Below are 26,113 nucleotides of genomic sequence, written 5' to 3'. Positions count from 1 at the left end.
CCTAGGCGCTTTGATGTTTTCCATAGTGATATTTCAGGACTTCCCTGGAGATATGGGCACCCAGGGCCCTCATCCCGTAAGGCAGCGGGAGCAGTTCAAAAGCCAGGGGACTCTTCTACATTTACAAACGAGGATTAACAGGCCGGGGGTCAACTGGCCCGGAACCTGGGTAGCCCGATATCCCCTTTGGAGAAATTACTCAGCATGTAACAGAGCGCCACTTTGAGAACGGACTCTTCGGGCCGGGCCCTGCCGTTACGAGCAATACGCATGAGCTGATGTGAATACCAGACAATTTCCATCATCCCGGACCGGTCCACTGCTTTGACACCAGACCGCCTGGGCGCCACTGCCTGCTTCGGATCAAAACCCGCCAAAAGGCGCTGAGGCACAGCGGGGTCAAGACTGAACAGACGGGCCAACCCGACCAAGTCCAGTCCGCCTCCTTGCAGCGCTTCATTCATACCCGCCACGGAGCGAAAACCGCCCGTCACCATCAACGGCACCGACGTTCTCTCACGCACCTTCTCGGCAAAATCGATGAAATAGGCTTCCCTTTGGCGGGTACTTTCCTTTTCCGGCTGTTGCAATCCGGTAAAGGCCGGGGATTCATATGTGCCACCGGAAATCTCAATCAGGTCGATCCCGGCATCGGCAATGGCCAGCACCGCCTCCATGGATTCATTTTCGCCATAGCCGCCTTTCTGAAAGTCCGCTGAATTCAGCTTGATGCCAATCGGGTAGTCATCACCCACCGTCTCACGTATAGCGTGATAAACCGCCAACAGGAAACGTCGTCGTTTCTCCGGGGTTCCTCCCCATTGATCCTCACGACGATTCAATTGTGGCGAAAGAAACTGATTGATCAGATAACCATGGGCCGCATGAATTTGAACACCACCAAAACCGGCTTTTTTGGCGATGCGCGCTGTGTTGGCGAAACGCGCAATGACGTCCTCGATCTGGTCTGGCTTTATTTCCCGCGGTACCGGAAAATAAGGCGCCAGTTCCGGTTTGAACGGAATGGCCGACGGTGCCAGGTTCTCCCGGTTCAAACCGTGCATGGCCTGCCTGCCGGGGTGGTTGATCTGCATCCACAGCTGAGTACCCCCAACACTCCCCTGCTGCGCCCATTCGCTCAAGATCTTCAGGTAACGCTCGTCCTCGACCACCACATTGCCGGGCTCACTACGGGCCCGCCTGTCGACCATGACGTTGCCGGTAATACTGAGTCCAGCACCGCCAAGCGCCCAAGCCTGGTACAGCGGCAGCAGCCAATGAGATGGCTTTCCCCGGGAGTTCCCCATGGATTCATGCATAGCCGCTTTGACGATACGGTTGGGGATCACGGTGCCGGTCTTGAGTGTCAGCGGCGCGGCAAGGCCGGAGTGGCCAACAGAAATCGGAGTGGATGGCGATTCGATGGCGTTCATGAGACCCTCGTGTTGGCTCGGTACTTGTGCCAACCCATACTAGAAATAGGGTCATGGACTCACAAACGATGATTACTGCGCCATGATTAAGCATGACTTAATCATGGCTTTGCTTCGCCTCTTCAGTTCAACAAAGCTTGAATCCAGGCGAAGGCATCCCTGAGAAGCTCGCTCTTACCATTGTTGGAGCGAAACACGAAGTACGCTTTGAGAGGCGTCTTCACCGGCGGCAAAACCGACACAAAACGACTATCTGGCCATAGTTGCGAGAGAGAGGTATTGGCAGGAAAAAAGCTCAAGGCCACCCCCAGCCCCCGTTCCGCGGCATGCAGTGCGGCCAGATCAGAATCCACTAACAGCTCCGCTTTGCCACACGGCTCCGGTTCCGCCATTAATGCCGCCAATTCCTCCCAGCCAAACTGCTCCCGACGACGACGAATCAGGGTGTGGTTTCCCAGATCCTTCAACGACCTCACAGGATGGTGTTCGATCAGAGACGGCGCCGCCAATAGCACCGCCTCACATTCGCAAAGCGGCCAGGCGGTCAGGCCTGCCCACTGTCCATCACCAACACGAATAGCCGCATCAATTGGCACTGCCTCGAAGTCCACCACCTCCATGCGGCTTTCGATCGAGATGACCACGCCGGGATGTCTTGCCTGAAAGCCTTCCACACGGGGCATTACAAACTCATGAGCGATCAGCGGAGTCATACCAAGCCGGAACTGAGGTTTCCCGAACAGATGAATAAACTCCGCATGACCCTGCCGGTATGCGGCCAGAGTGCGAGAGGCCACCGTCGCGAATTGTTGCCCGGCCTCGGTCAGCTCCACTCGCCGTGTAAACCGGCGAAATAAAGGCTGGCCCAGCAAGGTTTCAAGTTGTTTGATCTGTTGGCTGATCGCGGATGTCGTCAGGTGCAGTTCCTGCGCGGCCTTGCTGAAGCTCAGTAATCGGGCGGCGGCTTCAAACGCGGGGAGCAGTTGAAGCGGGGGCGGGCGTTTCGCTGTCGGCATGGCAGGTGTCATGATGAGAGGGCTTCGTGGACTTCGATGCTCACAACAGAGGCGGGAACAAGAACGTCGATACGCGCGGTCCAGCCTACTCCGCCTGTCTTAAAGGATTCAACCGCCTCCTGGCAACCGGCATTTCAGAGGATAGCGTGCCGATCGTCTCTGGAACGATCCCCCTGGCATCAGCCAGACCAATGTGACTCTCTGGCTCATAGCGGCACCCTCAACATGTTGATTTAACTGAAAAAAGTGACATTCATCACACTTTTGCCCGATCCAGGTCGAGCCAACCGTCTCTCCCCGATGACGCCACACCAGGCCGTTCCCGCATTGTCTCCGTGACCATGCTTTGGCACCATAAGCACAACCCTTCCCGGAGGCGTGAATGAGCGACCACGAAGATTACGACGGCCATGATAAACAGGAAGCCCGCGAATTGCTCGATACCATTGAGCAGGTGGAAGAAGCTCTGACGGTGATGAGCACCGTGGTGGCCCAACTCAAGGAACAGGTGGCTTCCCACCTGGAAGACGAAACCGAGGAACTGACCGCCGAGGAATTCCTCGAACGCTGCGAGAATCTGGGCGGCACCTGGCACTGACTCCGCCAGGCCGTCCCAAGCGGCCTGTCCGGTTCCTTTCTCCGCGGGGTGCTTCCCGCCGTCCTGGCGCTGTCTGGCGGTTTTTTATTCCGCGACTTATAATCCCTTCACCATGTCTCCCCTGTTTGCTTTGCGGCTTCCGCCGCTCAACCACGCCATCCACAGTGAGTTGTGCTGGCGCCACTATCTGTAGGTCTCCTCACGACTGACGGCCGATCGCCCCTGCCCGGGCGGCTTTGACGGCCCTTCCCTGATACCTCTTTTCCAATTTCCCGGAACCGATCCGGGCTGTTCCATCATGGAGACCCGACCATGAATCCGTGGTTGTTCCTGCTGGCCGCCATCGTCACCGAGGTGATGGGGACCAGCGTAATGAAACTGGCCAGCGGCGAAGCGCCGATCACCGGTCACCTGGCCATGTATGTTCTGATCACCCTGTCCTACTACTGCCTGGCGCGGGCGGTGGAACATATTCCCCTGGGCGTGGCCTACGCCCTCTGGGAAGCCCTTGGGCTACTGCTGATCGCCCTGGTGGGGCTGACCCTGTTCGCCGAGTCCTTGTCCCTCTGGCAATGGCTCGGCATGCTGCTGTTGTTGAGCGGCATCGCCCTGCTCAAGGTTGGCACCCGCGATTCGGCCGATGAGCAGGGGGAGGCATCATGAGCCCGACTCTGATCGCGCTGTGCTGGTTGCTCCTGGCCGTGGTGCTGGATGTGGTCGCCAACGTCATGCTCAAGTACTCGCGGGGTTTCCGCCGCCGCGTGCCGGCCTTGTTGTCCATTGTCTGTGTGCTGGCCGCCTTCACCGCCCTGGCGCAATCCGTGCGCCACCTGGATCTGGCGGTGGCCTATGCCCTGTGGGGCGGCTTCGGCATTCTCGCCACGGTCACCGCCGGCGCGGTGCTGTTCGGCCAGCGCCTCGGCGGCCTGGGCGTATTGGGGATCGTCGTATTGCTGACTGGTCTGGCATTGCTCAAATTTGGTTAAACCGGCGCTGATTGGATAATCCGATGACATCCATCAGCCAATCCACGCGCAACCGCGCGCCCAAGGCGTTATAGTGAGTGACGGCGCTGACCGGAAGGTCGCGCCGTCTTTTTACATATTGCCGCACTGCTGTTCATGTAAGAGTTGCTGCATATGTTGCCGCATATCGAGAGTTGCTGCGTTAGGGAGCCCCTGTTCATGAAAGCGTCGGATCTCTTTGTCCGTGCCCTGGAAGCCGAAGGCGTCGAATATCTGTTCGCCATCCCCGGGGAAGAGAATCTGGATTTGTTGGAGTCCCTGCGGGGGTCCAAGAAAATCAACCTGGTCATTACCCGTCACGAGCAAGCCGCCGGTTTCATGGCCGCCACCTACGGCCGCCTCACCGGTAAGGCCGGCGTCTGTCTGTCCACCCTGGGGCCCGGCGCCACCAACCTGGTTACCGCCGCCGCCTACGCCCAGCTCGGCGCCATGCCGATGGTGATGATCACCGGCCAGAAGCCGATCAAGTCCAGCAAACAAGGTCAGTTCCAGATCATCGACGTGGTCGACATGATGCGTCCGCTGACCAAGTTCACCAAGCAGGTGGTCAGCGGCGATACCATTCCCGCCCGCATCCGTGAGGCGTTCCGTCTATCCCAGGAGGAACGTCCCGGCGCCACCCACCTGGAATTACCGGAAGACATCGCCCGCGAACATTCCACCATGCCGGTATTGGAGCCGAGTCTGACGCGCCGGCCCATCGCCGAGGACAAGGCCATCTGCCGCGCCGTGGAAGCGATCCAGAACGCGCGCAAACCGCTGATCCTGGTGGGTGCCGGCGGCAACCGCAAACTGACCAGCAAGATGCTGCGGCAGTTCATCGACAAGTTGGGCATTCCCGTGGTCACCACGCAGATGGGCAAAGGCGTGGTGGACGAAACCGGCCCGCACTTCCTCGGCAATACCGCGCTGTCCGATGGCGATTTCGTGCATCGCGCCATCAGCGCCGCCGACCTGATCATCAACATCGGCCATGACGTGGTGGAAAAGCCGCCGTTCTTCATGCGTCCCGGCGGACCGGAAGTGGTGCACATCAACTTCAACTCCGCCCAGGTGGATCCGGTCTACTTCCCTCAGATCGAAGTGGTCGGCGACATCGCCAACAGCCTGTGGCAGCTCAAGGAGCGTCTCGACCCGCAGGAGCACTGGAGCTTCGCCGATTTTCACCGGGTGCGCGATGCGCTGCAGAAGCACATCAACGAAGGAGCCCGCGACGATCGTTTCCCGATGTTGCCCCAGCGGCTGGTGCACGAGGTGCGCAAGGTGATGCCCGACGACGGTGTCATCGCCCTGGACAACGGCATGTACAAAATCTGGTTCGCCCGCAACTACCCGGCAACCCATCCCAACACGGTCCTGCTGGACAACGCCCTGGCCAGCATGGGCGCCGGCCTGCCCTCGGCGATGGCGGCCAAGATGGTTCATCCCAACCGGCGGGTCCTGTCGGTCTGCGGTGACGGCGGCTTCATGATGAACTCCCAGGAGTTGGAAACCGCGGTGCGCATGGGGCTGGATCTGGTGGTACTGATTCTGCGCGACGACGGCTACGGCATGATCAAGTGGAAACAGAGCCAGATGGACTTCCACGACTTCGGTCTGGATTTCCGCAATCCGGATTTCGTCGCCTACGCCAAGGCCTATGGCGCCGAAGGGCACCGGGTGGAAAGCAGCGATCAACTGGTTCCCCTGGTGGAGAGCTGCTTCGAGGCCGGCGGTGTTCACGTCATCGACCTGCCGGTGGATTACTCCATGAACGACCGCATTCTCAATCAGGAAATCCGCGAGCTGAGCAGCAAGGTCTGAGCCGCTGACACCGTTCCCGCCTGGCGGGAACGGTGTACTCCCCTACCGCAAGTCTTGCAGCCGCACCCAGTCGGCTCCGGGACGCGGGACCCGGAATGATTCCACCAGTCCCCTCTTATCCACGGTCACGAACATCCTCCGCCCGTCCTCGCCGCCGAAGGTCAGGTTAGTCGGGTACGCTCCTTTGAGCCTTACTGTCCGCCGCACCTCTCCAGACGGCGCCACCACCGCGATCTCGCCTGCGCCATACCGCGCCACATACAGATTGCCATCCACATCCGCGCGCAGCCCATCGAGCTTGTGCCGTGGAAATTCCACCAGCACGCGACCACCATCCAGCGCGCCACCGTCCCCAACCTCGAAGACACGGATACGACGCTGCACCGTCTCGGCCACATAGAGCCACCGGCCGTCCGGGCTCAACGTCAGGCCATTGGTGGTGCCCAGATGATCGGCGGCGACACGCGCCTGACCGGCGGGGCTCACATACCAAACCCGGCCCGTGCCATTGTTCCAGTCCGGATCGCTGGCGTAGATGCCCCCATCGGCGGCGATGGTCAGATCATTGGGTTGATGCATGCGTGGCTCGTGAACCCAGACGCTGACGCTGCCGTTATCCAGGTCGATGCGCAACAGATTGTGGCCGCGATGATCGGCGGCATAAAGGAAACCATCGGGGCCAAACCGCAAACCACTGGCCACGCTGCCCCTCGGCAACACCAGCAACAGGCCGGCCTGGAACTGTCCGCTTATCACCCCCAGGGTCCCCGGCCGCTGGTAGTTGACCACCAGCAAACGGCCGTCCGGCGCCACCGCCGGCCCTTCAATACCGCGCGGGAAAGTGCCCTCCGCCACCCAGTCCCTCGACGCCGGCTCCATCGCTCCGACAGGCGCGCACAGCCACAGCAGCGCGACGGCAACACCTGACCAGAGACACCCTGTGTCCCGGTGGCCACGCCCCTTTATCCCGGTCGCATGATCGCTCATCGAAAACCTCTAACGATTGATTCGATCCGCATTGTATGCTTGTTTAAATCCCGGCACATGGACACCATCATGTCTACTTTCCTGTCTCTTCCCGAGCTTCTGTCGACATTGCTGGGCACCGCCGCGCTCGTCCAGCCGGCTCTTGCCAACGGCGGCTGGTACCAGCCCGCCATGGACGTAAACTGGCAGGTACAGCTCCAGGGCACACCGGACACCCACTACGACGTGGAGCTCTACGTGCTCGACCTGTTTGACACCGAACAAAGCGTGATTGGCGGCCTGCATGCCCAGGGCGCTAAAATGATCTGCTACTTTTCCGCCGGCACTTTCGAAAACTGGCGGGACGACGCCGGGCGTTTCCTGCCCGGTGACAAAGGCCGACGGCTGGGCAACTGGCCCGGCGAACGCTGGCTCGATATCCGCTCACAGAATGTCCGTGAGATCATGGCCGACCGACTCGATCTGGCGGTGGAAAAAGGCTGCGACGGTGTCGACCCGGATAACGTGGACGGCTATTCCAACCACACTGGCCTGCCGCTGACCTACCAGAATCAGCTTGACTACAATATCTGGCTTGCCGGTGAAGCCCACCAACGGGGATTGGCGGTCTCACTAAAGAATGACCTGGGCCAGATCCAGGATCTGGTGGCGCATTTCGATTTCGCCATCAACGAATCCTGTCATGAATGGGACGAATGCGAGTTACTGACACCATTCACTCAGGCCGGTAAACCCGTACTGCACATCGACTATTTGTACGCCAACGATCCGGTCGGTCGCGACCAACTGTGCCTGTACACTCAGGGGCTCGGATTCCGCACACTTACACTGCCGGAACTACTGGATGGCAGCTTCCGATTAAGTTGTAATCCGTGACCTCATGAGCCCTCACGTAGACTTTGAAGACACCCCCCGGGGTGTCTCTTTTCTGATCGCCGTGCCACGCCAGCTCACAGCCCACGAAATTTGGCAAGCCCCGGATTACCTGCCAACATGCCAGCCTGAACGGCCCAAACCCGGGAGGTTGTGATGTGGTTATCGCACTACTCGACACTGGCACTCTATAACCGGTGGCAGAATCGGCAACACTACCAACTTTGCGCCGAACTGGACGACACTCAACGCAAAGCGGACCGGGGCCTGTTCTTTCACTCCATCCACGGCACGCTCAACCATCTTCTGCTCGCCGACCGGCTGTGGCTGGGTCGGTTCCTGGACCGCCCCTTCCCTATCCTGGGGCTGGACCAGGAGCTGTATGAGGATTTTGATCAATTACGACGGGAACGGGAAAGCACCGATCAGATCATCCTCGACTATATCGCCGAGCTTAAGAGAACCCGTCTGGACGATGACCTAAGCTATGTCTCGGCTTCCACCGGCCAATTACGCAGCTACCCTTTGCGGCTGTGTCTGACGCATTTTTTCAATCACCAGACCCACCATCGCGGCCAGCTCACCACCGCCTATAGCCAACTGGGCCATGACGTCGGTGTCACGGATTTGATCTTCATGCCCTCTCCATGACACCAACCGCGCTACTCTGATCCTCAAGCGGTGGTACCCATAGGACCTGCCATGCCCGATGCCCTGACTCTTGTCGTAATTCTACTCGCTACCGCGGTGTTCGCGGTGGTACTGTTCCGGCGGCTGCATCTGCCCCCGATCCTGGCCTACCTGGGCGCCGGTGTCCTAGCGGGTCCGGGGGGCCTCGGCTGGGTCGACGACACCTCCGGCATGCAGCATCTGGCCGAGTTCGGCATTGTCTTTCTGTTATTTTCCCTGGGACTGGAATTCTCCATCCCCCGTCTGCTCGCTCTGCGTCGCGTGGTGTTCGGCGCCGGGCCGCTGCAAGTGCTGCTGACCGGCCTGCCGGTATCGTTGATCATGTGGTTGCTGGATTTTCCGCTGGCCATCGCTCTGATCGCGGGCGGCGCCTTCGCACTGTCCTCCACCGCCATCGTGATCCGCGATCTGATCGCCCGGGGCGCGGTCAACACCGGCTATGGCCGTGCCAGCACCGGCATTCTGCTGTTCCAGGATCTGGCGGCGGTGATCATGCTGGTGCTGTTGCCGGTACTGGCGCATCCGGAAATCGGTGACCCGCTCATTACCGCCGGGACCACACTGGGCAAGGCCCTGCTACTGTTCTTCGGCATCTATGTGATCGGCAAGTGGGTAATGCCCCGCGCCCTGGAAGAAACCGGCCGCGCCCGCTCCGATGAGGTGTTCGTGATGACGGCCCTGCTGCTGGCGCTGCTGGCCGCCTGGGTCACGCACGCCCTTGGCCTGTCCATGGCGCTGGGTGCTTTTCTCGCCGGCATGATGCTTGGCGAAAGCCATTTCCGACATCAGATCGAAGCCGACATCCGTCCGTTCCGGGATTTGCTGCTCGGCCTGTTTTTCATGGGCGTGGGCATGCTGGTATCGCCCCAGTTGTTCGCCAAACACTGGCACTGGATCCTGCTCGGCGCCGTCGCGCTGATGGTATTCAAGTCAGCGCTGGTGTCGGCACTGTTGAAGGTACTCGGAGAACGCAAGGAAACCGCCCTGCGCGGCGGCATCATGCTGGCCCAGGGGGGAGAGTTCGGTTTCGTGCTGGTAACCCTGGCGGTCTCGCACGGCTTAATGAACAGTGAACAGGCCGGCGTGCTGGTTTCCATTACCGTGCTGACCATGGCCGCCACCCCGGCACTGTTGGAACACAGCCACTCCCTCACCCGCCTGCTGCTTCGCCGCTGGGAACAGGAACCGGATACGCCGGCGGTGGACGAGCACACCAGCGGGCATGTATTGCTGTGCGGTTATGGCCGCGTCGGTCAGAACCTGATGCGTTATCTGAACCGGTTCCATCATCAGGCGGTGGCCATCGACACCGACCTGGTACGAATTCAGGAAGCCAGCCAGGCCGGTGAGCGCATCATTTTTGGCGACGCCACCCGCAAGGAGATCCTGGAACGAGCCGGTATTCACCGCGCCAGCCTGTTGGTGGTGACCTTCGACGATGCCCGCCAGGCGGAACGTATTCTGCACACCGCCCAGCAATTATGTCCGGACTTGCGCGTTCTGGTACGCACCCGTGACGACACCCATCTGGACGAGTTACTCCAGGCCGGCGCCGCCGAAGTGGTGCCGGAAGTGCTGGAAGCGTCACTGATGCTGGTGGCCCATGCCCTGATGATGCTGGATACGCCGTTCGGCAAAGTGCTGGCCATGCTGCGTCAGAGTCGCCGCGAACGCTACAAGCTGCTGCGCGGTTACTATCATGGCGAGTCGCTGCCCACCAGTGACAGCGCCGGCAATCCCTATCGGCTTCTGCACGCGGTCACCCTCGACGGGCAGGCGGCCTGTATCGGCAAGGCCCTGGGCGATCTGGATCTGCCCGCCCGCAAGGTGGAAGTGCAGGCCCTGCGCCGACAAGAGCAGACCATCCATCATCCGGACGCGGATCAGACGCTGATGGCCGGTGACATTCTTATCCTTTATGGCCCCCTGGAAGCGGTGGAAGCCACCGAGGAGAGACTGTTGGGCGGCTGAGGGCAAACGAGCCAGTGGGGAGTATCCAGGCTAGTGCTCACGGCGCCAGCGCTTGGGGCCGACACCGCTCCATTGACGAAAGGCCCGGGTAAAGGCGCTGTGTTCAGAGTAGCCGAGCAGCGCCGCCACTTCCGTCAGTTCCAGACGACCGTCCGCCAGGTACTCCCGGGCCATCTGATAACGCACTCGTTGCAACAAGGGCTGGAACGCCTCGCCTTGTTCCGCCAAACGGCGCTGCATGGTACGCGCGCTGACATGATGGTGTTCCGCCAGGGCGTCCAGTGTCGGCCGCCCTTCGCGCATCAAACGCACCAGGTCCGCGTCGTAGGGCGACCCGGCGCGCGGCTGACGGTCCAGCAACGCCTGCGCCTGCCGATCCAGGATATCCACCAGACCCGGGTCCGGGGCCCCCAGGGGCAGCGCCAGATAACTCAGCGGTATCCGCAACACCGTCCGCGCGCAATCGAAACGTACCTCGGCGCCGAAAAACGCCTGATAGGGCGCCAGTTCCGCCGGCGGGGGATTGACGAAATGCACCGCCTCCACCGGCAGTTCCCGACCCGACAAATTGCGAATGAATTGCACCACCGCCGCCACGCCGGTTTCATCCACCAGCGCGCCAGGGCGGCCACGCTCCACTCCCCAGCGCACTTCCAGACTATCGCCCAGGATGGCCACGCGGGCCGGATTCACGTCATACACCAAGCGGTGATAGCGCTCCAGCCGCGCCAGGGCTTCACCCAGGGTGCCGCAGTGGGACACCACATAGCCGAGCACGTCGAAATGCCGCGCGGTGATAGTGCGCGCCACCGCCAACCCCAGGGCCGGCTGGTTCAGGTGCTCGCTGGCAATCTCCAGGCAACGCCGCCAGAACGCCAACGGTACTTTCTCCAGACCATCCTCGGCCAGCACCGTCGGTGCCCCCAGAAGAGCTTCAGCCTCTACCCCCTGGCTTTCCAGATAATCGTACAGCAACCGCGCGTAGGCGGCGGCCACGTAATTGTCAGTGGAGGCCATCACGGTTGTTTCATCGCTCATGCTGTCGATGCCTGTGCTTCGAGATCATTACCCAGGACACGCCAATGTACCGTGGCCCACCACCATTGCTCCAGAAAGCAGCGCGAAAGACTCAGGTCCTGCATCGCCAGATCCACCGTGGGCCCCGTCACGGCACCGCCCACCACGCGTCGCCTCAAGGCGTCCTTGACCTGTTCGCAGGCGAACCGCGACGGCCCCGCCGAATCACCGCCGCGCGGCAGTTGCTGGCGCATTTGCTCAAACCAGGTCGCCGGTACAACCAGCAGCTGGCGCTCATATACCCCATGCCCCTTCTCTCACCGGCGGTGTTTTCTCCCTCTGTCGTCATTTGTCAAAAAAGAGTCCGGTGGCGTCAAGCGCTTTTTGCGCCGCCAGGGAACAATGTCGAGGTCCGTCCATCTTTCCGGATCGTTCCGCCGGCGACCCTGGCCGTGGACGCGACCGGATTTTCACGAGGTCCTCATGTTCGAGACACTACAACAACTGGACTGGCGCACCCTGGTATTACCGGCCATGGTGCCGGTATTCATCGCGGTGCTCCTGGCTGAGTGGATCCGTTTTCGTGGTCGCGGCCGCTTCCTGCTGCGCGACACTGTCGCCAGCATGGGCCTGGGGGCGCTGTACATGGTGTTCGATACGCTGGTCACCGTGACCCTGGTGGCGCTACTGTTCAACTGGGCCTACCAGCACCGGCTGTTCACCGTCACCATGACCCCGCTCACCGGAGCGCTGCTGTTCGTGCTTCTGGAGTTCTTTTATTACTGGTTTCACCGTGCCAGCCATCGCATCCGCTGGTTCTGGTCGGCTCATGTGGCGCACCATTCCAGCCGCTACATGAACTTCTCCACCGCCATGCGGCAAAGCGCCCTGTACAGTCTGGCCGGCAACTGGATTTTTTACATTCCGCTGGCGTTTCTCGGCTTCGAGCCGGTGTGGGTATTCTTCATGCTCACCGTGAATCTGGCCTATCAGTATTTCATTCATACCCAATGGGTTGGCAAACTGCCGCGCCCAGTCGAGTTCGTGTTCAACACGCCCAGCCACCACCGCGCCCACCATGGCCGCAATCCCGAATACATCGACCGCAACTACGGCGGCATCCTGATCCTTTATGACCGGCTGTTCGGTACCTTCGTGGAAGAGCGGGAAGCGGTGCCGGTGGAGTACGGCATTACCCGTCCGGTGGACAGTTTCAATCCGGTCACGTTGACGGTGCACGAGGCCCGCGACATGTTTCGCGATGCGCTGCGGCCCGGGCCATTAGGACAGCGTCTGAAGCATTTCTGGGCGCCACCGGAATGGCAGCGCCCGGAGCAGGAAGCGCGGGGCGGATTCAGCCGCTCCCCGGCAGATTGAGCAACAGCAGCGACAGGGCCGGAAACACTACCAGGATGGCGATGCGTATGACGTCCGCGCACAGGAACGGCACGATACCGCGACTCACCGTTCCCAAAGAGGTTTTGACGCTGTACTTCTGCACGATGAACAGGTTCATCCCCATGGGCGGCGTGATCAGACCGATCTCCACCACCATCAGGGCCAGGATGCCGAACCAGATCGATTTCTCGGTATAGGTCAGATCAAAGAATTCCAGGTTGACCACGATCGGGTAAAAGATCGGCACGGTGAGCAGGATCATGGACAGGGAGTCCATCACGCAGCCCAGCAGCAGGTAGAGGGCCAGGATCGAACACAGCACCACGAACGGCGCCAATCCACTGTCGGCGACCCAGGCCGCCAGTTCCGCCGGCATCTGGCTGAGCGCCAGGCCACTGTTAAGCAGGTCGGCGCCGACCACCACCAGGTAGATCATGGCGGTAGCCTCGGCGGTGCCGATCAGACTTTGATACAGCCCGTTCCAGCGCAAGCCCCCGCGCACCACCGCGAACAGGCCGCAGGCGGCGGCGCCGATGGACGCCGCCTCGGTGAGATTGGCCCATCCACCGTAGATGCCGAAGATCACCACGACGAAAATCAACAGCACCGGAGAGACCTCCAGCAACGCCCGCCACCGCTGCGTCCAGCCGGCCTTGTCCACCCGCGGCACCGACGCCATGGTCCGTACCGCCACCAGGCGGATCACCACCAGGTAACCGAACATCGCCACCAGACCAGGAATCACCGCCGCCATGAACAGCTTGGCGATGGACTCCTCGGTGAGCACGGCATAGATGATCAACGGCACCGACGGCGGGATCAGAATCCCCAGGGTGCCCGCCGCCGCCACCGTGCCGGCGGCCAGTTTCGACGGATAGTTGTGCTTCTCCAACTCTGGCAATGCCACCTGACTCATGGTGGCGGCGGTGGCCAGGGACGAACCGCAAATAGCACCGAAACCGGCGCAGGCACCGGCGGAGGACATCGCCAGACCACCGCGCCAATGACCGATAAAGGCCGCCGCCGCTTTGAACAGCGCGCGCGACAGACCACCGTGAATGGCGAATTGCCCCATCAACACAAATAACGGGATCACCGCCAGGTCGTAATTGGAAAAGCGGGCGTAAACCAGATTGTTGATGGTGAACAGCAGCGCCGTGGTGTCACCATGATTGACGATCAGATAGCAGGCCACGCCGCCCAGCAGCATGCCGACGCCCACGTGCACACGCAGCGCCAGAATCAGCAATACGCCGCCGAGCACCCACAGGCCGATTTCCATACCGCTCATGACGGCACCTGCAGCGATTTACCGGTCAGCGACCGCGCCGCCTGATACAAGGCGCAGGCGCACAACAGCGCCAGCCCAGGCAACATCAACATTTGCGGAATCCACAACGGCACCGCCAACATGGTGGAGGTGGAGCCATACTCATGACTGTCCAGTGTCAGCAGCCCGGTGCGCCAGATCAGCAACGCCGCCACCAGCGCCAGCAACAGATGACTGCTCAACAACAACACGCGGTTCACCCACGCCGGCAACAGCCCGCCGATCAGATCCACACGAATGTGGTTATCGCGCAGCTCGCACAGCGGCATGAACGAGGCCACCGCCACGGCAATGGCCATTTCCAGAATTTCGATGTCACCGGGAATTGGCGCGGACCACAACTTGCGCCCCAGCAAGGAGACCAGCGACATGGCAATCACCGCCAGCACCACGGCACCGCCAAGCACGGCGACGGCAGTGCTGAGACGGCGCAATACCGTTTCAACCATGGGAAACCTCGGTCTTTATCAGAGTTGAAGGGCGGAACTGACGGGTGGCACGCTAGCGGCCAGCGTGCTCGCGCACGATGTCCCGCAGGCCCTGATACAGCGCCTGGCGATCAATACCGCCCTTGTCGGAGGCCACCCACTCGTCCGTGACCCTCTGCGAGGCTTCACGCATGGACTGATAAGTATCATCGTCCAGCGTCACGATCTCGTGGTCCGGATCAGCGGACAATTGCTCCACCACCTGATCGATGGTCACGTCCCAGGCTTCCCCGAACCGGCGGGACAGCGCCTCTCCGCTAAACCGATCAATGATCGCGCGCAGATCGTCGGGCAGATTCTGATAGCGCTTTTTATTCATCAGCACCGCCAGCGTGGTCACCGTGGGCGTGGCCTGATCCGGCGCGGTCCGCATGTGGTAATGCGTGGTCTCATCCAGCTTGGTGGGCGGCACCACTTCCCACACCGCCAGGGCCCCGTCGATAACGCCCTTGGCCAGGGTGTCGGCGATCTGCGCCGGCGGCATACTCACCGGGGTGGCGCCCAGGGAAGTCAGCATCTCGGAAGCCAGCCGGGTGGATGCCCGCACCCGCAGTCCTTTCATGTCGGCCAGGGAAGCCACTTTACGGCGCGCGGTGTGCAAAGTACCACCGCCGTCGCTCTGAATCGCCAATACGTGGTAATCACGGAAATCATCCTTGGCGTAGCGCTGGTAGAACTCCCAGGCCACTTCACTGCCGTCAACACCGCCGGGAGGCATGACGAACGGCAGCTCCAGCGCCTCGCTGCGCGGGAAACGGCCGGCGGCATAACCAAGACCGGTCCAGACAATATCCACCACGCCGTTGCGCGCCATGTCGGCCAGTTGCGCCGGGGTGCCCCCCAATTGCATGGACGGATAAATCTGACATTCGATTCGGTTGCCGGACTGCTCAGCCAGATCCGCGCACCAGGGTTCCAATACGTTTTTCTGGGCGTTCGCCACCGCGGGAAGAAAATGCATGATACGTAAAGTGACTTTTTCTTTTTGTTCCGCCGCCTGGGTCTGGGCACTCACGGACAGCCATACGATCGCCAGCAGGGCCATGATTGTTTTGGAATTCATACACACCTCTCGGGTTGATACCCTGATTGTTATTCATCGAAATCCGTTCGCGCCATCGATTCCGTTCGCCGGCCCTCCGGATTCCATTAATGTATTAATGAATTTCTAACACCTCGCCCCGATCAGGTCAACGGAGGATTGGGAAAAACCGCCGGCGCCTTTCTTTTGTTACTCTCAGTACCGCCCCCGACGAACACCCCACGAAAAGTGCAATTTTTCCCGCGTAAATCACCTGGGCTCGTTTTCTCCCCTCGGCCAAGATGCGGAACGTCATACGCCGATAACAACAATCGCGGCCCGCCGGATCCCCGTTCAGGCAGTTCCGACTGGCCCGACAACAGGAGAATCAACAGTGCAGTTTCACCATCACGGCTATGTATCCGACGATCCGAGAATCGAGGACGCATCCGGCACCGGTATCGACCGTCCCGACACTCCGCCGAACCAGGTCGACGTACTGATCGTCGGTAGCGGACCGGCGGGCATGATCGCCGCCGCCCAGTTGGCGAAGTTTCCGAACATCACCACCCGTATCGTCGAACGCCGCCCCGGCCGCCTGCGGCTGGGCCAGGCCGATGGCATCCAGACGCGCAGTGTCGAAACCTTCCAGGCGTTCGGTTTCGCCGAACGCATCACCGCCGAAGCCTATCGAATTACCGAGATGGCTTTCTGGACACCGGACCCGGCCAACCCTTCCCACATCACCCGCTCCTCGGTGGCCCTCGACGACGCCAGCGGCGAAATCAGCGAGTTCCCCCACCTCGTCGTCAATCAGGCGCGGGTACTGGACTATTTCGCCGAGTTCGCCCGCAACGCCCCCGCCCGCCTGACACCGGACTATGGATTGGAGTTCCAGGATCTACGGATCGATCATGGCGAGGAGTACCCGGTGACGGTGACATTGCGCCACGTTTGCGGTGACCAGGAAGGCATGGAGCGCACGGTCAAGGCCAAATACGTAATCGGTTGCGACGGCGCGCACAGCCGTGTGCGTGAAGCCATTGGTCGCAAGCACATCGGCAAGGTCGCCAATCACGCCTGGGGCGTCATGGATGTCCTCGCCACCACAGATTTTCCGGACATCCGCACCAAGTGCGCGATCCAGTCGTCCTCCGGGGGCAGCATTCTGCACATTCCCCGGGAAGGCGGTCACTTGTTTCGCATGTACGTCGACCTCGGCGAAGTGGCCGGCGATGACAACCGCCGGATACGCCAGACCACGCTGGAAACCACCATCGCCAAGGCCAACCAGATCCTCCACCCGTACACCCTGGAGATTAAGGACTGCGCCTGGTACACCGTCTACGAAGTGGGTCACCGGGTCACCGACAAATTCGATGACGTGCCTCCCGGGGAGACCGGCACCCGGGCACCACGTGTTTTCATAACCGGCGACGCCTGCCACACGCACAGTGCCAAGGCCGGCCAGGGCATGAACGTATCCATGCAGGATGGCTGGAACATCGCCTGGAAACTGGCGCACGTGCTTTCCGGTATTGCCCCGGAGACCCTGCTGGAAACCTATTCCAGCGAGCGCCAGGTGGTGGCGCAGAACCTGATTGATTTCGATCGCGAATGGTCCAGCCTGATGGCCAGACCGGCGGAGGAATTCAGCGACCCGCAAGAGCTGAAGGAATTCTACGTCAAGACCGCCGAATTCCCGGCGGGCTTCATGACCGAATATCAACCGTCCATGATCACCGGTGGTGGACAGCACCAGCATCTGGCCAGCGGCTTCCCGGTCGGCAAACGGTTCAAGTCCGCCCGGGTCATGCGGGTGTGTGATGGCAATGACGTTCACCTGGGACACCATGCCACCGCCGATGGCCGCTGGCGGATCTATGCTTTCGCCGACCAATCCGCCCCGGCTGAGGATTCCCGGCTGACCGCCTGGGCCAATTGGATGCGGAACAGCGCCGGTTCGCCGGTGTTGAAATACACTCCGGAAGGAACCGATCCCGACAGTCTCTTCGATATCAAGGTGATCTATCGACGCCCCCATGGCGAGGTGGAATTCGGCCCGATGATCCCGGCGCTGTTCACACCGAAGATCGGTCCGTTTCAATTGACGGATTACGAAAAGGTTTATGCCATCGACCCGGAATACAACATCTTCGAGACACGGGGTATCGACCCGAAAGGCGCCGTCGTGGTGGTGCGACCGGATCAGTATGTTTCCCTGGTGACCGCCCTGGACGCCACCGATGAGCTGGCCGCCTTCTTCAATGGGGCCATGGTGCGTCAAGGTCAGTGAGATCACCAGCGCCCGCCCGATGATCAACGACGCGTTGCTCTCAGGGCGTGCGCTTGTCCGCGCGATACCGGCCCGGTGTCATGCCGGCTTCGCGGGTAAAAAAGCGTGAAAAATAGGCGGGATCGTTAAAACCCAGCTGGTAACCGATCTCGTTGATCGACGCGGTGGTGAAAATCAGCAACCGACGCGCCTCCTGTATCAGCCGGTCGAACACCAAGCGCTTGCTGGATTTGCCGGCGATACGCCGGCAAATCTGGTTGAGCCGATTCTCGGTGACGCCCAGTTCGTCGGCGTAACGGGTCAGAGTCCAGTGATGCGGGTAATGATCCTCGATCAGCATCTGGAAATGCTGAAACAGGGAGAGATCCTCATGACGTACCGGCTGTGGTGTCACGCGGTTACGCGCCAACCGAAACAGCTGAATGAAGATCAATTGCGCCAGGGCCCGCACCGCCTGGGGCTGTCCCGGCCGCGGCCGGTGGATTTCACCACGCAGCTCATCCAGCAGACGGTCGAGTCCCGCCATCGCCGGTTCCTGCGATGCCGGCAGTTGGGAGGCCGCCACGCACAGCGGCGCGATGTCACTGAAGTCGCCCAAATCACCGCTCTCTTCCAGCAGCGACCATACCAACTGTTGCTGCACGGTGAGCACATGGCCGTCGGCGCCCGTTTCGGTGACGAAGGCGTGGGTCACCGTGGGTGGCGTGAGGAAGAACATGGGCGCCGGCTGATGGTACTGATGCTCATCCAGGTACACCCGTACCACGCCGGACTTGACGTAATGCAGTTGGAAGAAACGGACATGGCGGTGCGCCGGCATGTTGCGTCCGAAAAAGTCCGCCATGGGGCCGAGCGCGTCGTAGTGAACCTCGGCATCGGCGTAACGTTTGTCGTACACCTGACCGATGTTGATGTTGGGTATGGGATCGGTTGTTGTCATCGTCCTGCCCACTGCCTGATACCGGCATCATTCACCGCTTTGACGGGCTCGGCAACGTCTTCTTGATTTCATTAATATATTAATGTAAACATTAACCTATTAACAAAACAAGGAGCCTTCATGCGGCACGCTAACGTGGAATATCAAGGGCTCGTCCGGACGGCCACCGCCGATCCGGACGGCCGCCTCATCGGCGACGACGGCGCGACGCTGGACGCCGCCGCGGTGCGCTGGCTGCCGGTCAGCGACGGCGCCCTGTTCGGTGTGGCGTTGAACTATCGGGGTTTGCTGGAAGCCCGACTGCCGGAGTTTCAGGCGTCGCCCTATGAGAAGCCGCCGGAGAAACCCGTGTTGTTCATCAAGACCCCGAATACGCGCAACGCTCACCAGGGCGCCGTGGTACTACCCCGGGGCGAGCGACTGCAGCCAGGCCCTGCCCTGGGCGTGGTGATTGGCCACCGCGCCAGTCGCGTCAGCGAGCAGGACGCCCTCGACCATGTCCGCGGCTATACCGTGGTCAATGAGTTCAGTCTGCCGGAAGACAGCTATTACCGGCCGGCGATCAAAGCAAAATGCCGGGACGGTTTCTGCGCATTAGGCCCCTGGTGGGTAGACCGCGACGATATCGCCAACCCCCATGACCTGGCGCTGATCCTGACGGTTAACGGGATCGAAAAGCAGCGCGGCAGTACCGCCGATCTGATTCGGCCCATTCCCCACCTGATCGCCGAGTTGAGCGAATTCATGACCTTGAACGAAGGCGACGTGCTGATCACCGGAACGCCGCCGGGCCGGGTGGATGTCCGCGAAGGGGATCAGGTGGACATCACCATCGAGGGCATCGGTACGCTCAGCAATACTATCGTCACCGACTATGGCGGGGAGGCAAAATAATGAGAAAAGCACGTATTCAGTACCAGGGCGACACGCTGACGGTCGCCGTGAATGACGACGGTTACCCACTGTTGGCGGACGGCACCGCACTGGATCCGGACCAGGTCATCTGGCTGCCTCCCGCCACCGGCACCATGTTCGCCCTCGGGCTGAACTACGCCGACCACGCCACTGAACTGTCCTTCGCGGCGGCGCCCAAGGAACCGCTGGTGTTCGTCAAGGCGCCCAATGCCTACACCGGCCATAACGGCCGCAGCTGGCGCCCGAACAATGTCGAGTACATGCATTACGAATGCGAGCTGGTGGCGGTAATCGGCAAGACCGCCCGCAACGTGGCGCGCGCCGACGCCCTCGACCACGTGGCCGGTTACACCCTGTGCAACGACTACGCCATTCGCGATTACCTGGAAAACTACTACCGCCCCAATTTGCGGGTGAAAAATCGCGACAGCACCACCCCGGTGGGCCCGTGGATCGTCGACCGTGACGATGTGCCCGACCCCAATGACCTGCGCCTGCGCACCTACATCAACGGTGAGCTGCGCCAGGAAGGTACCACCGCCGACATGATTTTCGATGTCGCTTTCCTGATCGAGTATCTGTCCGGCTTCATGACCCTGTCTCCCGGCGACATGATCGCCACCGGCACCCCCAAGGGCATGGCCGACGTCCAGCCCGGTGATGTGGTGGACGTGGAGATAGAAGGGATCGGCAGGCTGCGCAACCACATGGTCAGCGAGAGCGACTTTTTCAGGAATACCGAGGAGTAACCCGTGATCAAGCATTGGATTAATGGCCAGCAGGTGGCCAGCGACGAGACCTTCGACAACATCAACCCCGCCACCGGCGAAGTGATCGGCCAGGTGGCCAGCGGTACCGAAAAGGAAATCCATCAGGCGGTGACCGCCGCCAAGGCCGCTTTTCCGGGCTGGGCCGCCACACCCGCGAAGGAACGGGCACGGTTGATGCGCCGGCTCGGGGAGTTGATCGATGAGAACGTACCGAAACTGGCGGAATTGGAGACTCTGGATACCGGCCTGCCGATTCACCAGACCAAAAACGTGCTGATTCCACGCGCGTCGCATAACTTCAACTTTTTCGCCGAGGTGTGCACGCGCATGAACGGGCACAGCTATCCGGTGGACGACCAGATGCTCAATTACACCCTGTACCAGCCGGTCGGGGTCTGCGCACTGGTATCGCCCTGGAATGTGCCGTTCATGACCGCCACCTGGAAGACCGCTCCCTGCCTGGCACTGGGCAACACCGCCGTGCTCAAGATGTCGGAACTGTCACCACTCACCGCCAACGAATTGGGCCGTCTGGCCAAGGAAGCCGGCCTGCCCGACGGCGTGTTCAATGTGATCCAGGGTTACGGTGCCAGCGCCGGCGATGCCCTGGTACGCCACCCGGACGTGCGCGCGGTGTCGTTCACCGGCGGCACCACCACCGGCCGCAATATCATGCGCAACGGCGGCATGAAGAAATACTCCATGGAGCTGGGCGGGAAGTCACCGGTACTGGTATTCGAGGACGCGGATCTGGATCGGGCCCTGGACGCGGCGTTGTTCACCATTTTTTCTCTGAACGGCGAACGCTGCACCGCCGGCAGCCGTATTTTCATTCAGGAAAGTGTTTACGACGAGTTCGTGGAGACCTTTGCCGAGCGCGCCAAACGCCTGAAAGTGGGCGACCCCGCCGATCCGGAAACCCAGATAGGCTCGATGATCACCCGTCAGCATTACGAGAAGGTCACCGGCTATATTCGTCTGGGTATCGAGGAAGGCGCCAACCTGGTGGCCGGTGGCCTGGAGCGTCCCGCCGGGCTGCCCGAACGGGTGGCCAACGGACAGTTCATTCAGCCCACGGTCTTCGCCGACGTGGATAATCGCATGCGCATCTGCCAGGAAGAAATCTTTGGCCCGGTGGTGTGTCTGGGTAAATTCAAGGACGAACGCGAAGCGCTGCGACTGGCCAACGACGTGGAGTACGGCCTGGCCTCCTATGTCTGGACCCGGGACGTCGGCAAGGCTCACCGGGTGGCCCGCGGCATCGAGGCCGGCATGGTGTTCATCAACAGCCAGAACGTGCGCGATCTGCGTCAACCGTTCGGCGGCATCAAACAATCCGGTACCGGCCGTGAAGGCGGTGAATACAGCTTCGAGGCCTTCACCGAAGTCAAGAACGTCTGCCTTTCCATGGGCAGTCACCACATTCCCCGCTGGGGCGTGTGAACGCCAGCTTAAGATTCAAGGGCGGAGCGCCAATCTCGGATAAGGAGAAAAATCATGGGCGAAGTCGTTCTCGCCGCTAAAATCACCCACGTGCCCTCCATGTACCTGTCGGAGTTGCCGGGCAAACATCAGGGCTGCCGGCAGGCGGCCATCGACGGCCACAAGGAAATCGGCCGCCGTGCCCGTGAGCTCGGCGCCGATACCGCCGTGGTGTTCGACGTGCACTGGCTGGTCAACAGCGGCTTTCACATCAACTGCGGTGAACGGTTTGAAGGCATCTACACCAGCAACGAGCTGCCGCACTTCATCAAGGACATGCGCTACCGTTATCGCGGTAACCCCGCGCTGGGAGAAAACATAGCCGCCGAGGCCAACGCCGCCGGCGTGCGTACCCTGGCTCACAACATCCCCAGTCTGGAACTGGAGTACGGCACCCTGGTGCCCATGCGCTACATGCACATGGACGTACCCGGGGAGCAGCATCTCAGTGTCATTTCCATCGCCGCCTGGAACGCCTGGCACCGGTTGGAGGACAGTTTCACCTTCGGCGCCGCCGTACGCCGCGCCATCGAGGCCAGCGATCACAAAGTTCTGGTACTGGCTTCGGGATCGCTTTCCCACCGTTTTTCCGACGATCGTGAAGCGGAGAACAACCTGCACAAATGGACCCGCGAGTTCGATCGCCAGGTGGACATGAGGGTGGTGGACCTGTGGCGCCAGGGCCGCTTCAGGGAGTTCTGCTCCATGCTGCCGGACTATGCCGAGCACTGCTATGGCGAAGGCGGCATGCATGACACCGCCATGTTGCTGGGCCTGCTGGGCGGCGCCGAATACGACAAGCCGGTGGAGATTCTTACCGAACCGTTCGGCAGTTCCGGCACCGGCCAGATCAATGCGGTGTTCCCACTGCCCTGGTAACCGCGCGACGTACTCAAACGGAGTATGGCTCATGCCTCATTTCATTGCTGAATACAGCGGCAATCTGGAATCCGAAGCGGATTTCGACGGTCTGTTCGCGAACATCCACGAGGTTCTCGGTAACAGTGGTGTGTTTCCACTGGGTGGCATTCGCAGCCGCGCCATCCGTCATGACACCTGGCGCATCGCCGACGGCCAGCACGACTACGCGTTCGTGCACATGACCCTCAAGGTCGGCAGCGGCCGCGACCTGGCGACACGCCGGCGGGTGGCGGAAGCGCTGTTCGAAGTCATCAAGGCCCACTTCACGCCGTTGCAGGAAAAGCGATTACTGGCGGTGTCCTTCGAGATGACCGAGTTGAACCCGGATCTGAATTTCAAACACAACAACATCCACGCCTTTCTCAAAGGGGAGAGCTGATGCTCGACAAGGCTTTGATTCGCCAGGCCGCCCTGCGGCTCGACGACGCCGAACAACGGCGCACCCAGATCCGGCAGCTGTCACTGGAACAACCGGACATCACCATCGAAGACGCTTATGCCATTCAACGGGCCTGGGTGGATAAAAAAATCGCCGACGGCCGTAAGCTGATCGGCCACAAGATCGGCCTGACTTCCCGTGCCATGCAGGTATCCTCCAACATCAACGAACCGGACTACGGTGCCCTTCTGGATGACATGCTGTTTGACGAGGGAACCGATATTCCCTGCAACCGTTTCATCGTACCGCGCCTGGAAGTGGAGCTGGCCTTCATGCTTGGCAAACCGCTGTCAGGCCCGGACTGCACCCTGTTCGATGTCTACGATGCCACCGAATATGTGATTCCGGCACTGGAAATCATCGACGCCCGTATCCAGCAAGTGGACGCGCAAAGCGGCGCCACCCGCAAGGTCTTCGACACCATATCCGACAACGCCGCCAACGCCGGCGTGGTCATGGGTGGCCGTGCCATTCGGCCCATGGACGTGGATCTGAGACAGGTGTCGGCGGTGCTGTATCGCAATGGCGTGATCGAGGAATCCGGTGTCTCCGCCGCCGTACTCAACCACCCGGCCAAGGGCGTGGCCTGGCTCGCCAACAAGCTGGCACCCTACGGTGTCGGCCTGGAGCCCGGCCAATTGATTCTCGGCGGCTCCTTCACCCGACCGGTGGCGGTGCGCCCCGGCGACACCTTTCATGTGGACTACGGTGATCTCGGCGCCATCGCCTGCCGTTTTGTTTAACGGAGAAATCTCATGGACATGCCGGTGAACACATTCAAACGGGCCCTGCTGCAAGGCGTACCGCAAATCGGGCTGTGGTTGGGGTTGGCCCATCCCTACAGCGCCGAGCTGGCGGCCAACGCCGGTTTTGACTGGCTGTTACTTGACGGTGAGCACGCGCCCAATGATCTGCGCAGCCTGCTGTCCCAATTGCAGGCCATTGCTCCGTACCGCTCGCAACCGGTGGTGCGCCCCCCCGTGGGCGACACCGCTCTGATCAAGCAGTACCTGGACCTGGGAGCACAGACACTGCTGGTGCCAATGGTGGAGACAGCGGATCAGGCGCGCCAGTTGGTCCGGGACATGCGCTACCCACCGGAGGGCGTGCGCGGGGTCGGCAGCGCTTTGGCGCGGGCATCGCGCTGGAACAGCGTGCCCGGTTACCTGGACAAGGCCAACGACGAAATGTGTTTACTGGTGCAGATAGAGTCAAAAGCCGGCCTGGACAATCTGGACACCATCGCCGCGGTGGAGGGTGTCGACGGCGTCTTCATCGGCCCCGCGGACCTCAGCGCCGCTCTGGACCATCGCGGCAACCCCGCTCACCCGCAAGTGCAAGAGACCATTGAGAATGCCATTGGCCGCATTCTGGCCGCCGGCAAGGCTCCCGGTATTCTCTATGCCGATCCCGGAAAGGCGCGCCATTTTCTCGACCTCGGTTGTCTGTTCGTGGCGGTGGGCGTGGACACCAGCCTGCTGATGGGCGCTCTGAAAAACCTGGCCGGGCGATTCATGGCCAGTGACCACAACCCGGCTCCGCCTGCCGTGTACTGACCGATGTATTGACGCTCCCGCGCTCATCATTACAACAAGAGGAAAAATCATGCTTCGCTTACGCTCGCCACTGGCCGCGACGCTGCTTTTCATAGCCATTCTGATCCCTTTCGGCGTCGCCGCCGCACCGGCGGATCAGGCGCCGGTTCGTCTGATCCTGCTTGGCACCAAGGGCGGCCCTTCCATACTCTCCGATCAGCGCTTGCCCCAATCCACCGCGCTCATGATCGGCGATGATCTTTACCTGCTCGACGCCGGCTACGGCGCCAGCCTGCGTCTGGTTCAGGCCGGTATTCCGCTGGCCCGCCTCAAAGGCGTGTTCATCACCCATCTGCACAGCGATCACGTACTGGATTATCCGTCGGTGCTGATGAATGGCTGGGCCAGCGGGCTGAAGCATTCGGTGCGGGTGTTCGGCCCGCCCGGTACTCAGGCGATGACCGACAATACCTGGAAGACGTTCCAGGTGGACATCGGTCTGCGTATCGACGATGAAGGCAAACCCGATCCGCGCCAGCTGATCACCGTAAAGGAAATCGGAGAAGGCGTGGTGTATCGGGATAAGCAACTCACCGTCTCCGCCCTGCGCGTGCCGCACCCGCCGTTCAAGGACGGCCAGGCCTTCGCTTACAAGTTCGAGACCGGCGGCAAGACCATCGTTCTTTCCGGCGACCTGAATTACTTTCCGCCGCTGGCGGAGTTCGCCAAGGGCGCCGATGTCCTGATCAACGAAGTGGTCCACGTGGAAGCTGTCGAACGCCTGGCCAAACGTATCGGTAACGGCTCCACTCTGGCCAAGGCCATCATCTCTCACCACGTTACCGCCGGGAACGTGGGCCGTATCGCCAGGGAAGCCGGCGTGAAGAAGCTGGTGCTGAGCCATTTCGTTCCCGCCGACGATCCTTTGGTCACCGATGACGTCTGGCGCCAGGCGGTGGGCGATCAGTATCAAGGGCCCATCGTGGTGGGCCGCGACGGCATGGAAATCAAACTCGATGACTGACACCACCGCTTTTTCAAGCGCTCTTCAACAGAACGGGCTCTTTCGGCAAGACGCTTATATTGACGGCAACTGGGTAAACACCGCGCAGCGGTTCGCGGTCACCGATCCCGCCACGGGCAACATCGTGGCGACCGTGGCGGA

The 26,113-nt window shown here is 61.1% G+C and carries 27 protein-coding genes; 17 read left to right on the top strand and 10 right to left on the bottom strand.

What is annotated here, in order from left to right; all coding sequences use genetic code 11:
- Position 1 precedes the first annotated feature (1 nt).
- The 3 genes from A6D6_RS16075 to A6D6_RS16065 all read right to left on the bottom strand — a co-directional run bounded on the left by A6D6_RS16075 (position 2) and on the right by A6D6_RS16065 (position 2,449).
- Positions 2-94 carry a hypothetical protein gene (locus tag A6D6_RS16075; RefSeq protein ID WP_255461659.1) on the bottom strand — a complete coding sequence of 31 codons (93 nt, stop codon included), beginning with the start codon at positions 92-94 and terminating at the stop codon, positions 2-4.
- 55 nt (positions 95-149) lie between these two features.
- Complete coding sequence (locus A6D6_RS16070; protein WP_159661280.1) at positions 150-1,433, bottom strand: NADH:flavin oxidoreductase/NADH oxidase family protein; 1,284 nt, start codon at positions 1,431-1,433, stop codon at positions 150-152.
- A gap of 122 nt (positions 1,434-1,555) precedes the next feature.
- Positions 1,556-2,449: a LysR substrate-binding domain-containing protein gene (locus A6D6_RS16065; protein ID WP_159661279.1), complete on the bottom strand. Its 894-nt coding sequence runs from the start codon at positions 2,447-2,449 to the stop codon at positions 1,556-1,558.
- Positions 2,450-2,831: 382 nt separating this feature from the next.
- Here A6D6_RS16065 and A6D6_RS16060 point away from each other — a divergent pair, with 382 nt between their 5' ends.
- The 4 genes from A6D6_RS16060 to A6D6_RS16045 all read left to right on the top strand — a co-directional run bounded on the left by A6D6_RS16060 (position 2,832) and on the right by A6D6_RS16045 (position 5,875).
- Positions 2,832-3,047 carry a hypothetical protein gene (locus tag A6D6_RS16060; RefSeq protein ID WP_097057801.1) on the top strand — a complete coding sequence of 72 codons (216 nt, stop codon included), beginning with the start codon at positions 2,832-2,834 and terminating at the stop codon, positions 3,045-3,047.
- A 312-nt stretch (positions 3,048-3,359) separates the two neighbouring features.
- Positions 3,360-3,710: an SMR family transporter gene (locus A6D6_RS16055; protein ID WP_097057800.1), complete on the top strand. Its 351-nt coding sequence runs from the start codon at positions 3,360-3,362 to the stop codon at positions 3,708-3,710.
- Positions 3,707-4,033, top strand: coding sequence for a multidrug/spermidine efflux SMR transporter subunit MdtI (gene mdtI / locus A6D6_RS16050; protein WP_133491295.1), 327 nt, complete (start codon positions 3,707-3,709; stop codon positions 4,031-4,033). Before A6D6_RS16055 ends, mdtI begins: the two co-directional genes overlap by 4 nt.
- A gap of 198 nt (positions 4,034-4,231) precedes the next feature.
- A complete protein-coding gene (locus A6D6_RS16045) occupies positions 4,232-5,875 on the top strand; it encodes an acetolactate synthase large subunit (RefSeq protein ID WP_097057798.1) in 1,644 nt (547 codons plus the stop codon).
- A 42-nt stretch (positions 5,876-5,917) separates the two neighbouring features.
- Here A6D6_RS16045 and A6D6_RS16040 read toward each other — a convergent pair whose 3' ends face one another.
- Complete coding sequence (locus tag A6D6_RS16040; RefSeq protein WP_159661278.1) at positions 5,918-6,862, bottom strand: SMP-30/gluconolactonase/LRE family protein; 945 nt, start codon at positions 6,860-6,862, stop codon at positions 5,918-5,920.
- Between the two features lie 69 nt (positions 6,863-6,931).
- Between A6D6_RS16040 and A6D6_RS16035 the strand changes: the two genes are divergently transcribed.
- The 3 genes from A6D6_RS16035 to A6D6_RS16025 all read left to right on the top strand — a co-directional run bounded on the left by A6D6_RS16035 (position 6,932) and on the right by A6D6_RS16025 (position 10,396).
- Entirely contained in the window at positions 6,932-7,738 is an 807-nt protein-coding gene (locus A6D6_RS16035; RefSeq protein WP_097057796.1) for an endo alpha-1,4 polygalactosaminidase, read from the top strand.
- A 153-nt stretch (positions 7,739-7,891) separates the two neighbouring features.
- On the top strand, positions 7,892-8,386 hold the full coding sequence (locus tag A6D6_RS16030; RefSeq protein ID WP_133491298.1) for a DinB family protein: 495 nt from the start codon (positions 7,892-7,894) through the stop codon (positions 8,384-8,386).
- Positions 8,387-8,437: 51 nt separating this feature from the next.
- A complete protein-coding gene (locus tag A6D6_RS16025) occupies positions 8,438-10,396 on the top strand; it encodes a monovalent cation:proton antiporter family protein (RefSeq protein WP_133491299.1) in 1,959 nt (652 codons plus the stop codon).
- 30 nt (positions 10,397-10,426) lie between these two features.
- Here A6D6_RS16025 and A6D6_RS16020 read toward each other — a convergent pair whose 3' ends face one another.
- Both A6D6_RS16020 and A6D6_RS16015 read right to left on the bottom strand, forming a co-directional pair.
- Positions 10,427-11,434: an AraC family transcriptional regulator gene (locus A6D6_RS16020; RefSeq protein ID WP_159661277.1), complete on the bottom strand. Its 1,008-nt coding sequence runs from the start codon at positions 11,432-11,434 to the stop codon at positions 10,427-10,429.
- Positions 11,431-11,667 carry a hypothetical protein gene (locus A6D6_RS16015; RefSeq protein WP_159661276.1) on the bottom strand — a complete coding sequence of 79 codons (237 nt, stop codon included), beginning with the start codon at positions 11,665-11,667 and terminating at the stop codon, positions 11,431-11,433. The genes A6D6_RS16020 and A6D6_RS16015 overlap by 4 nt, the downstream gene beginning before the upstream one ends.
- Positions 11,668-11,896: 229 nt before the next feature.
- Here A6D6_RS16015 and A6D6_RS16010 point away from each other — a divergent pair, with 229 nt between their 5' ends.
- A complete protein-coding gene (locus A6D6_RS16010) occupies positions 11,897-12,790 on the top strand; it encodes a sterol desaturase family protein (protein WP_133491302.1) in 894 nt (297 codons plus the stop codon).
- Here A6D6_RS16010 and A6D6_RS16005 read toward each other — a convergent pair.
- The 3 genes from A6D6_RS16005 to A6D6_RS15995 are packed head-to-tail and all read right to left on the bottom strand — an operon-like array spanning position 12,768 to position 15,692.
- A complete protein-coding gene (locus A6D6_RS16005; protein WP_133491303.1) occupies positions 12,768-14,102 on the bottom strand; it encodes a TRAP transporter large permease in 1,335 nt (444 codons plus the stop codon). The genes A6D6_RS16010 and A6D6_RS16005 overlap by 23 nt on opposite strands.
- Positions 14,099-14,590 (bottom strand): TRAP transporter small permease, encoded by a 492-nt coding sequence (locus A6D6_RS16000; protein ID WP_159661275.1) that lies wholly within the window; start codon positions 14,588-14,590, stop codon positions 14,099-14,101. Before A6D6_RS16000 ends, A6D6_RS16005 begins: the two co-directional genes overlap by 4 nt.
- Positions 14,591-14,642: 52 nt before the next feature.
- The gene (locus A6D6_RS15995; protein WP_159661274.1) at positions 14,643-15,692 is read right to left on the bottom strand and encodes a TRAP transporter substrate-binding protein; all 1,050 of its coding nucleotides are present in this window, start codon (positions 15,690-15,692) and stop codon (positions 14,643-14,645) included.
- A gap of 352 nt (positions 15,693-16,044) precedes the next feature.
- Between A6D6_RS15995 and A6D6_RS15990 the strand changes: the two genes are divergently transcribed.
- Positions 16,045-17,946 carry an FAD-binding monooxygenase gene (locus tag A6D6_RS15990; protein WP_159661273.1) on the top strand — a complete coding sequence of 634 codons (1,902 nt, stop codon included), beginning with the start codon at positions 16,045-16,047 and terminating at the stop codon, positions 17,944-17,946.
- A gap of 40 nt (positions 17,947-17,986) precedes the next feature.
- Here A6D6_RS15990 and hpaA read toward each other — a convergent pair whose 3' ends face one another.
- A complete protein-coding gene (gene hpaA / locus A6D6_RS15985; RefSeq protein WP_159661272.1) occupies positions 17,987-18,886 on the bottom strand; it encodes a 4-hydroxyphenylacetate catabolism regulatory protein HpaA in 900 nt (299 codons plus the stop codon).
- A gap of 120 nt (positions 18,887-19,006) precedes the next feature.
- Between hpaA and A6D6_RS15980 the strand changes: the two genes are divergently transcribed.
- The 8 genes from A6D6_RS15980 to A6D6_RS15945 are packed head-to-tail and all read left to right on the top strand — an operon-like array spanning position 19,007 to position 25,972.
- The gene (locus A6D6_RS15980; RefSeq protein WP_159661271.1) at positions 19,007-19,780 is read left to right on the top strand and encodes a fumarylacetoacetate hydrolase family protein; all 774 of its coding nucleotides are present in this window, start codon (positions 19,007-19,009) and stop codon (positions 19,778-19,780) included.
- Positions 19,780-20,550, top strand: a complete 771-nt coding sequence (locus A6D6_RS15975) for a fumarylacetoacetate hydrolase family protein (protein ID WP_159661270.1) — start codon at positions 19,780-19,782, stop codon at positions 20,548-20,550. The genes A6D6_RS15980 and A6D6_RS15975 overlap by 1 nt, the downstream gene beginning before the upstream one ends.
- 3 nt (positions 20,551-20,553) lie before the next feature.
- Positions 20,554-22,014 (top strand): 5-carboxymethyl-2-hydroxymuconate semialdehyde dehydrogenase, encoded by a 1,461-nt coding sequence (gene hpaE / locus A6D6_RS15970; RefSeq protein WP_159661269.1) that lies wholly within the window; start codon positions 20,554-20,556, stop codon positions 22,012-22,014.
- 54 nt (positions 22,015-22,068) lie between these two features.
- Positions 22,069-22,932, top strand: coding sequence for a 3,4-dihydroxyphenylacetate 2,3-dioxygenase (gene hpaD / locus A6D6_RS15965; protein ID WP_159661268.1), 864 nt, complete (start codon positions 22,069-22,071; stop codon positions 22,930-22,932).
- 31 nt (positions 22,933-22,963) lie between these two features.
- Positions 22,964-23,353, top strand: coding sequence for a 5-carboxymethyl-2-hydroxymuconate Delta-isomerase (locus A6D6_RS15960; RefSeq protein ID WP_133491312.1), 390 nt, complete (start codon positions 22,964-22,966; stop codon positions 23,351-23,353).
- Complete coding sequence (gene hpaH / locus A6D6_RS15955) at positions 23,353-24,156, top strand: 2-oxo-hept-4-ene-1,7-dioate hydratase (protein ID WP_159661267.1); 804 nt, start codon at positions 23,353-23,355, stop codon at positions 24,154-24,156. Before A6D6_RS15960 ends, hpaH begins: the two co-directional genes overlap by 1 nt.
- Before the next feature lie 12 nt (positions 24,157-24,168).
- The gene (gene hpaI, locus A6D6_RS15950; protein ID WP_159661266.1) at positions 24,169-24,969 is read left to right on the top strand and encodes a 4-hydroxy-2-oxoheptanedioate aldolase; all 801 of its coding nucleotides are present in this window, start codon (positions 24,169-24,171) and stop codon (positions 24,967-24,969) included.
- Between the two features lie 49 nt (positions 24,970-25,018).
- Positions 25,019-25,972, top strand: a complete 954-nt coding sequence (locus A6D6_RS15945) for an MBL fold metallo-hydrolase (RefSeq protein WP_159661265.1) — start codon at positions 25,019-25,021, stop codon at positions 25,970-25,972.
- Positions 25,973-26,113 lie beyond the last annotated feature (141 nt).

The organism is Alcanivorax xiamenensis, from assembly GCF_009846745.1.
Taxonomy (GTDB): Bacteria; Pseudomonadota; Gammaproteobacteria; order Pseudomonadales; family Alcanivoracaceae; genus Alloalcanivorax; species Alloalcanivorax xiamenensis.
This window is presented reverse-complemented; position numbering and strand designations above follow the sequence as displayed.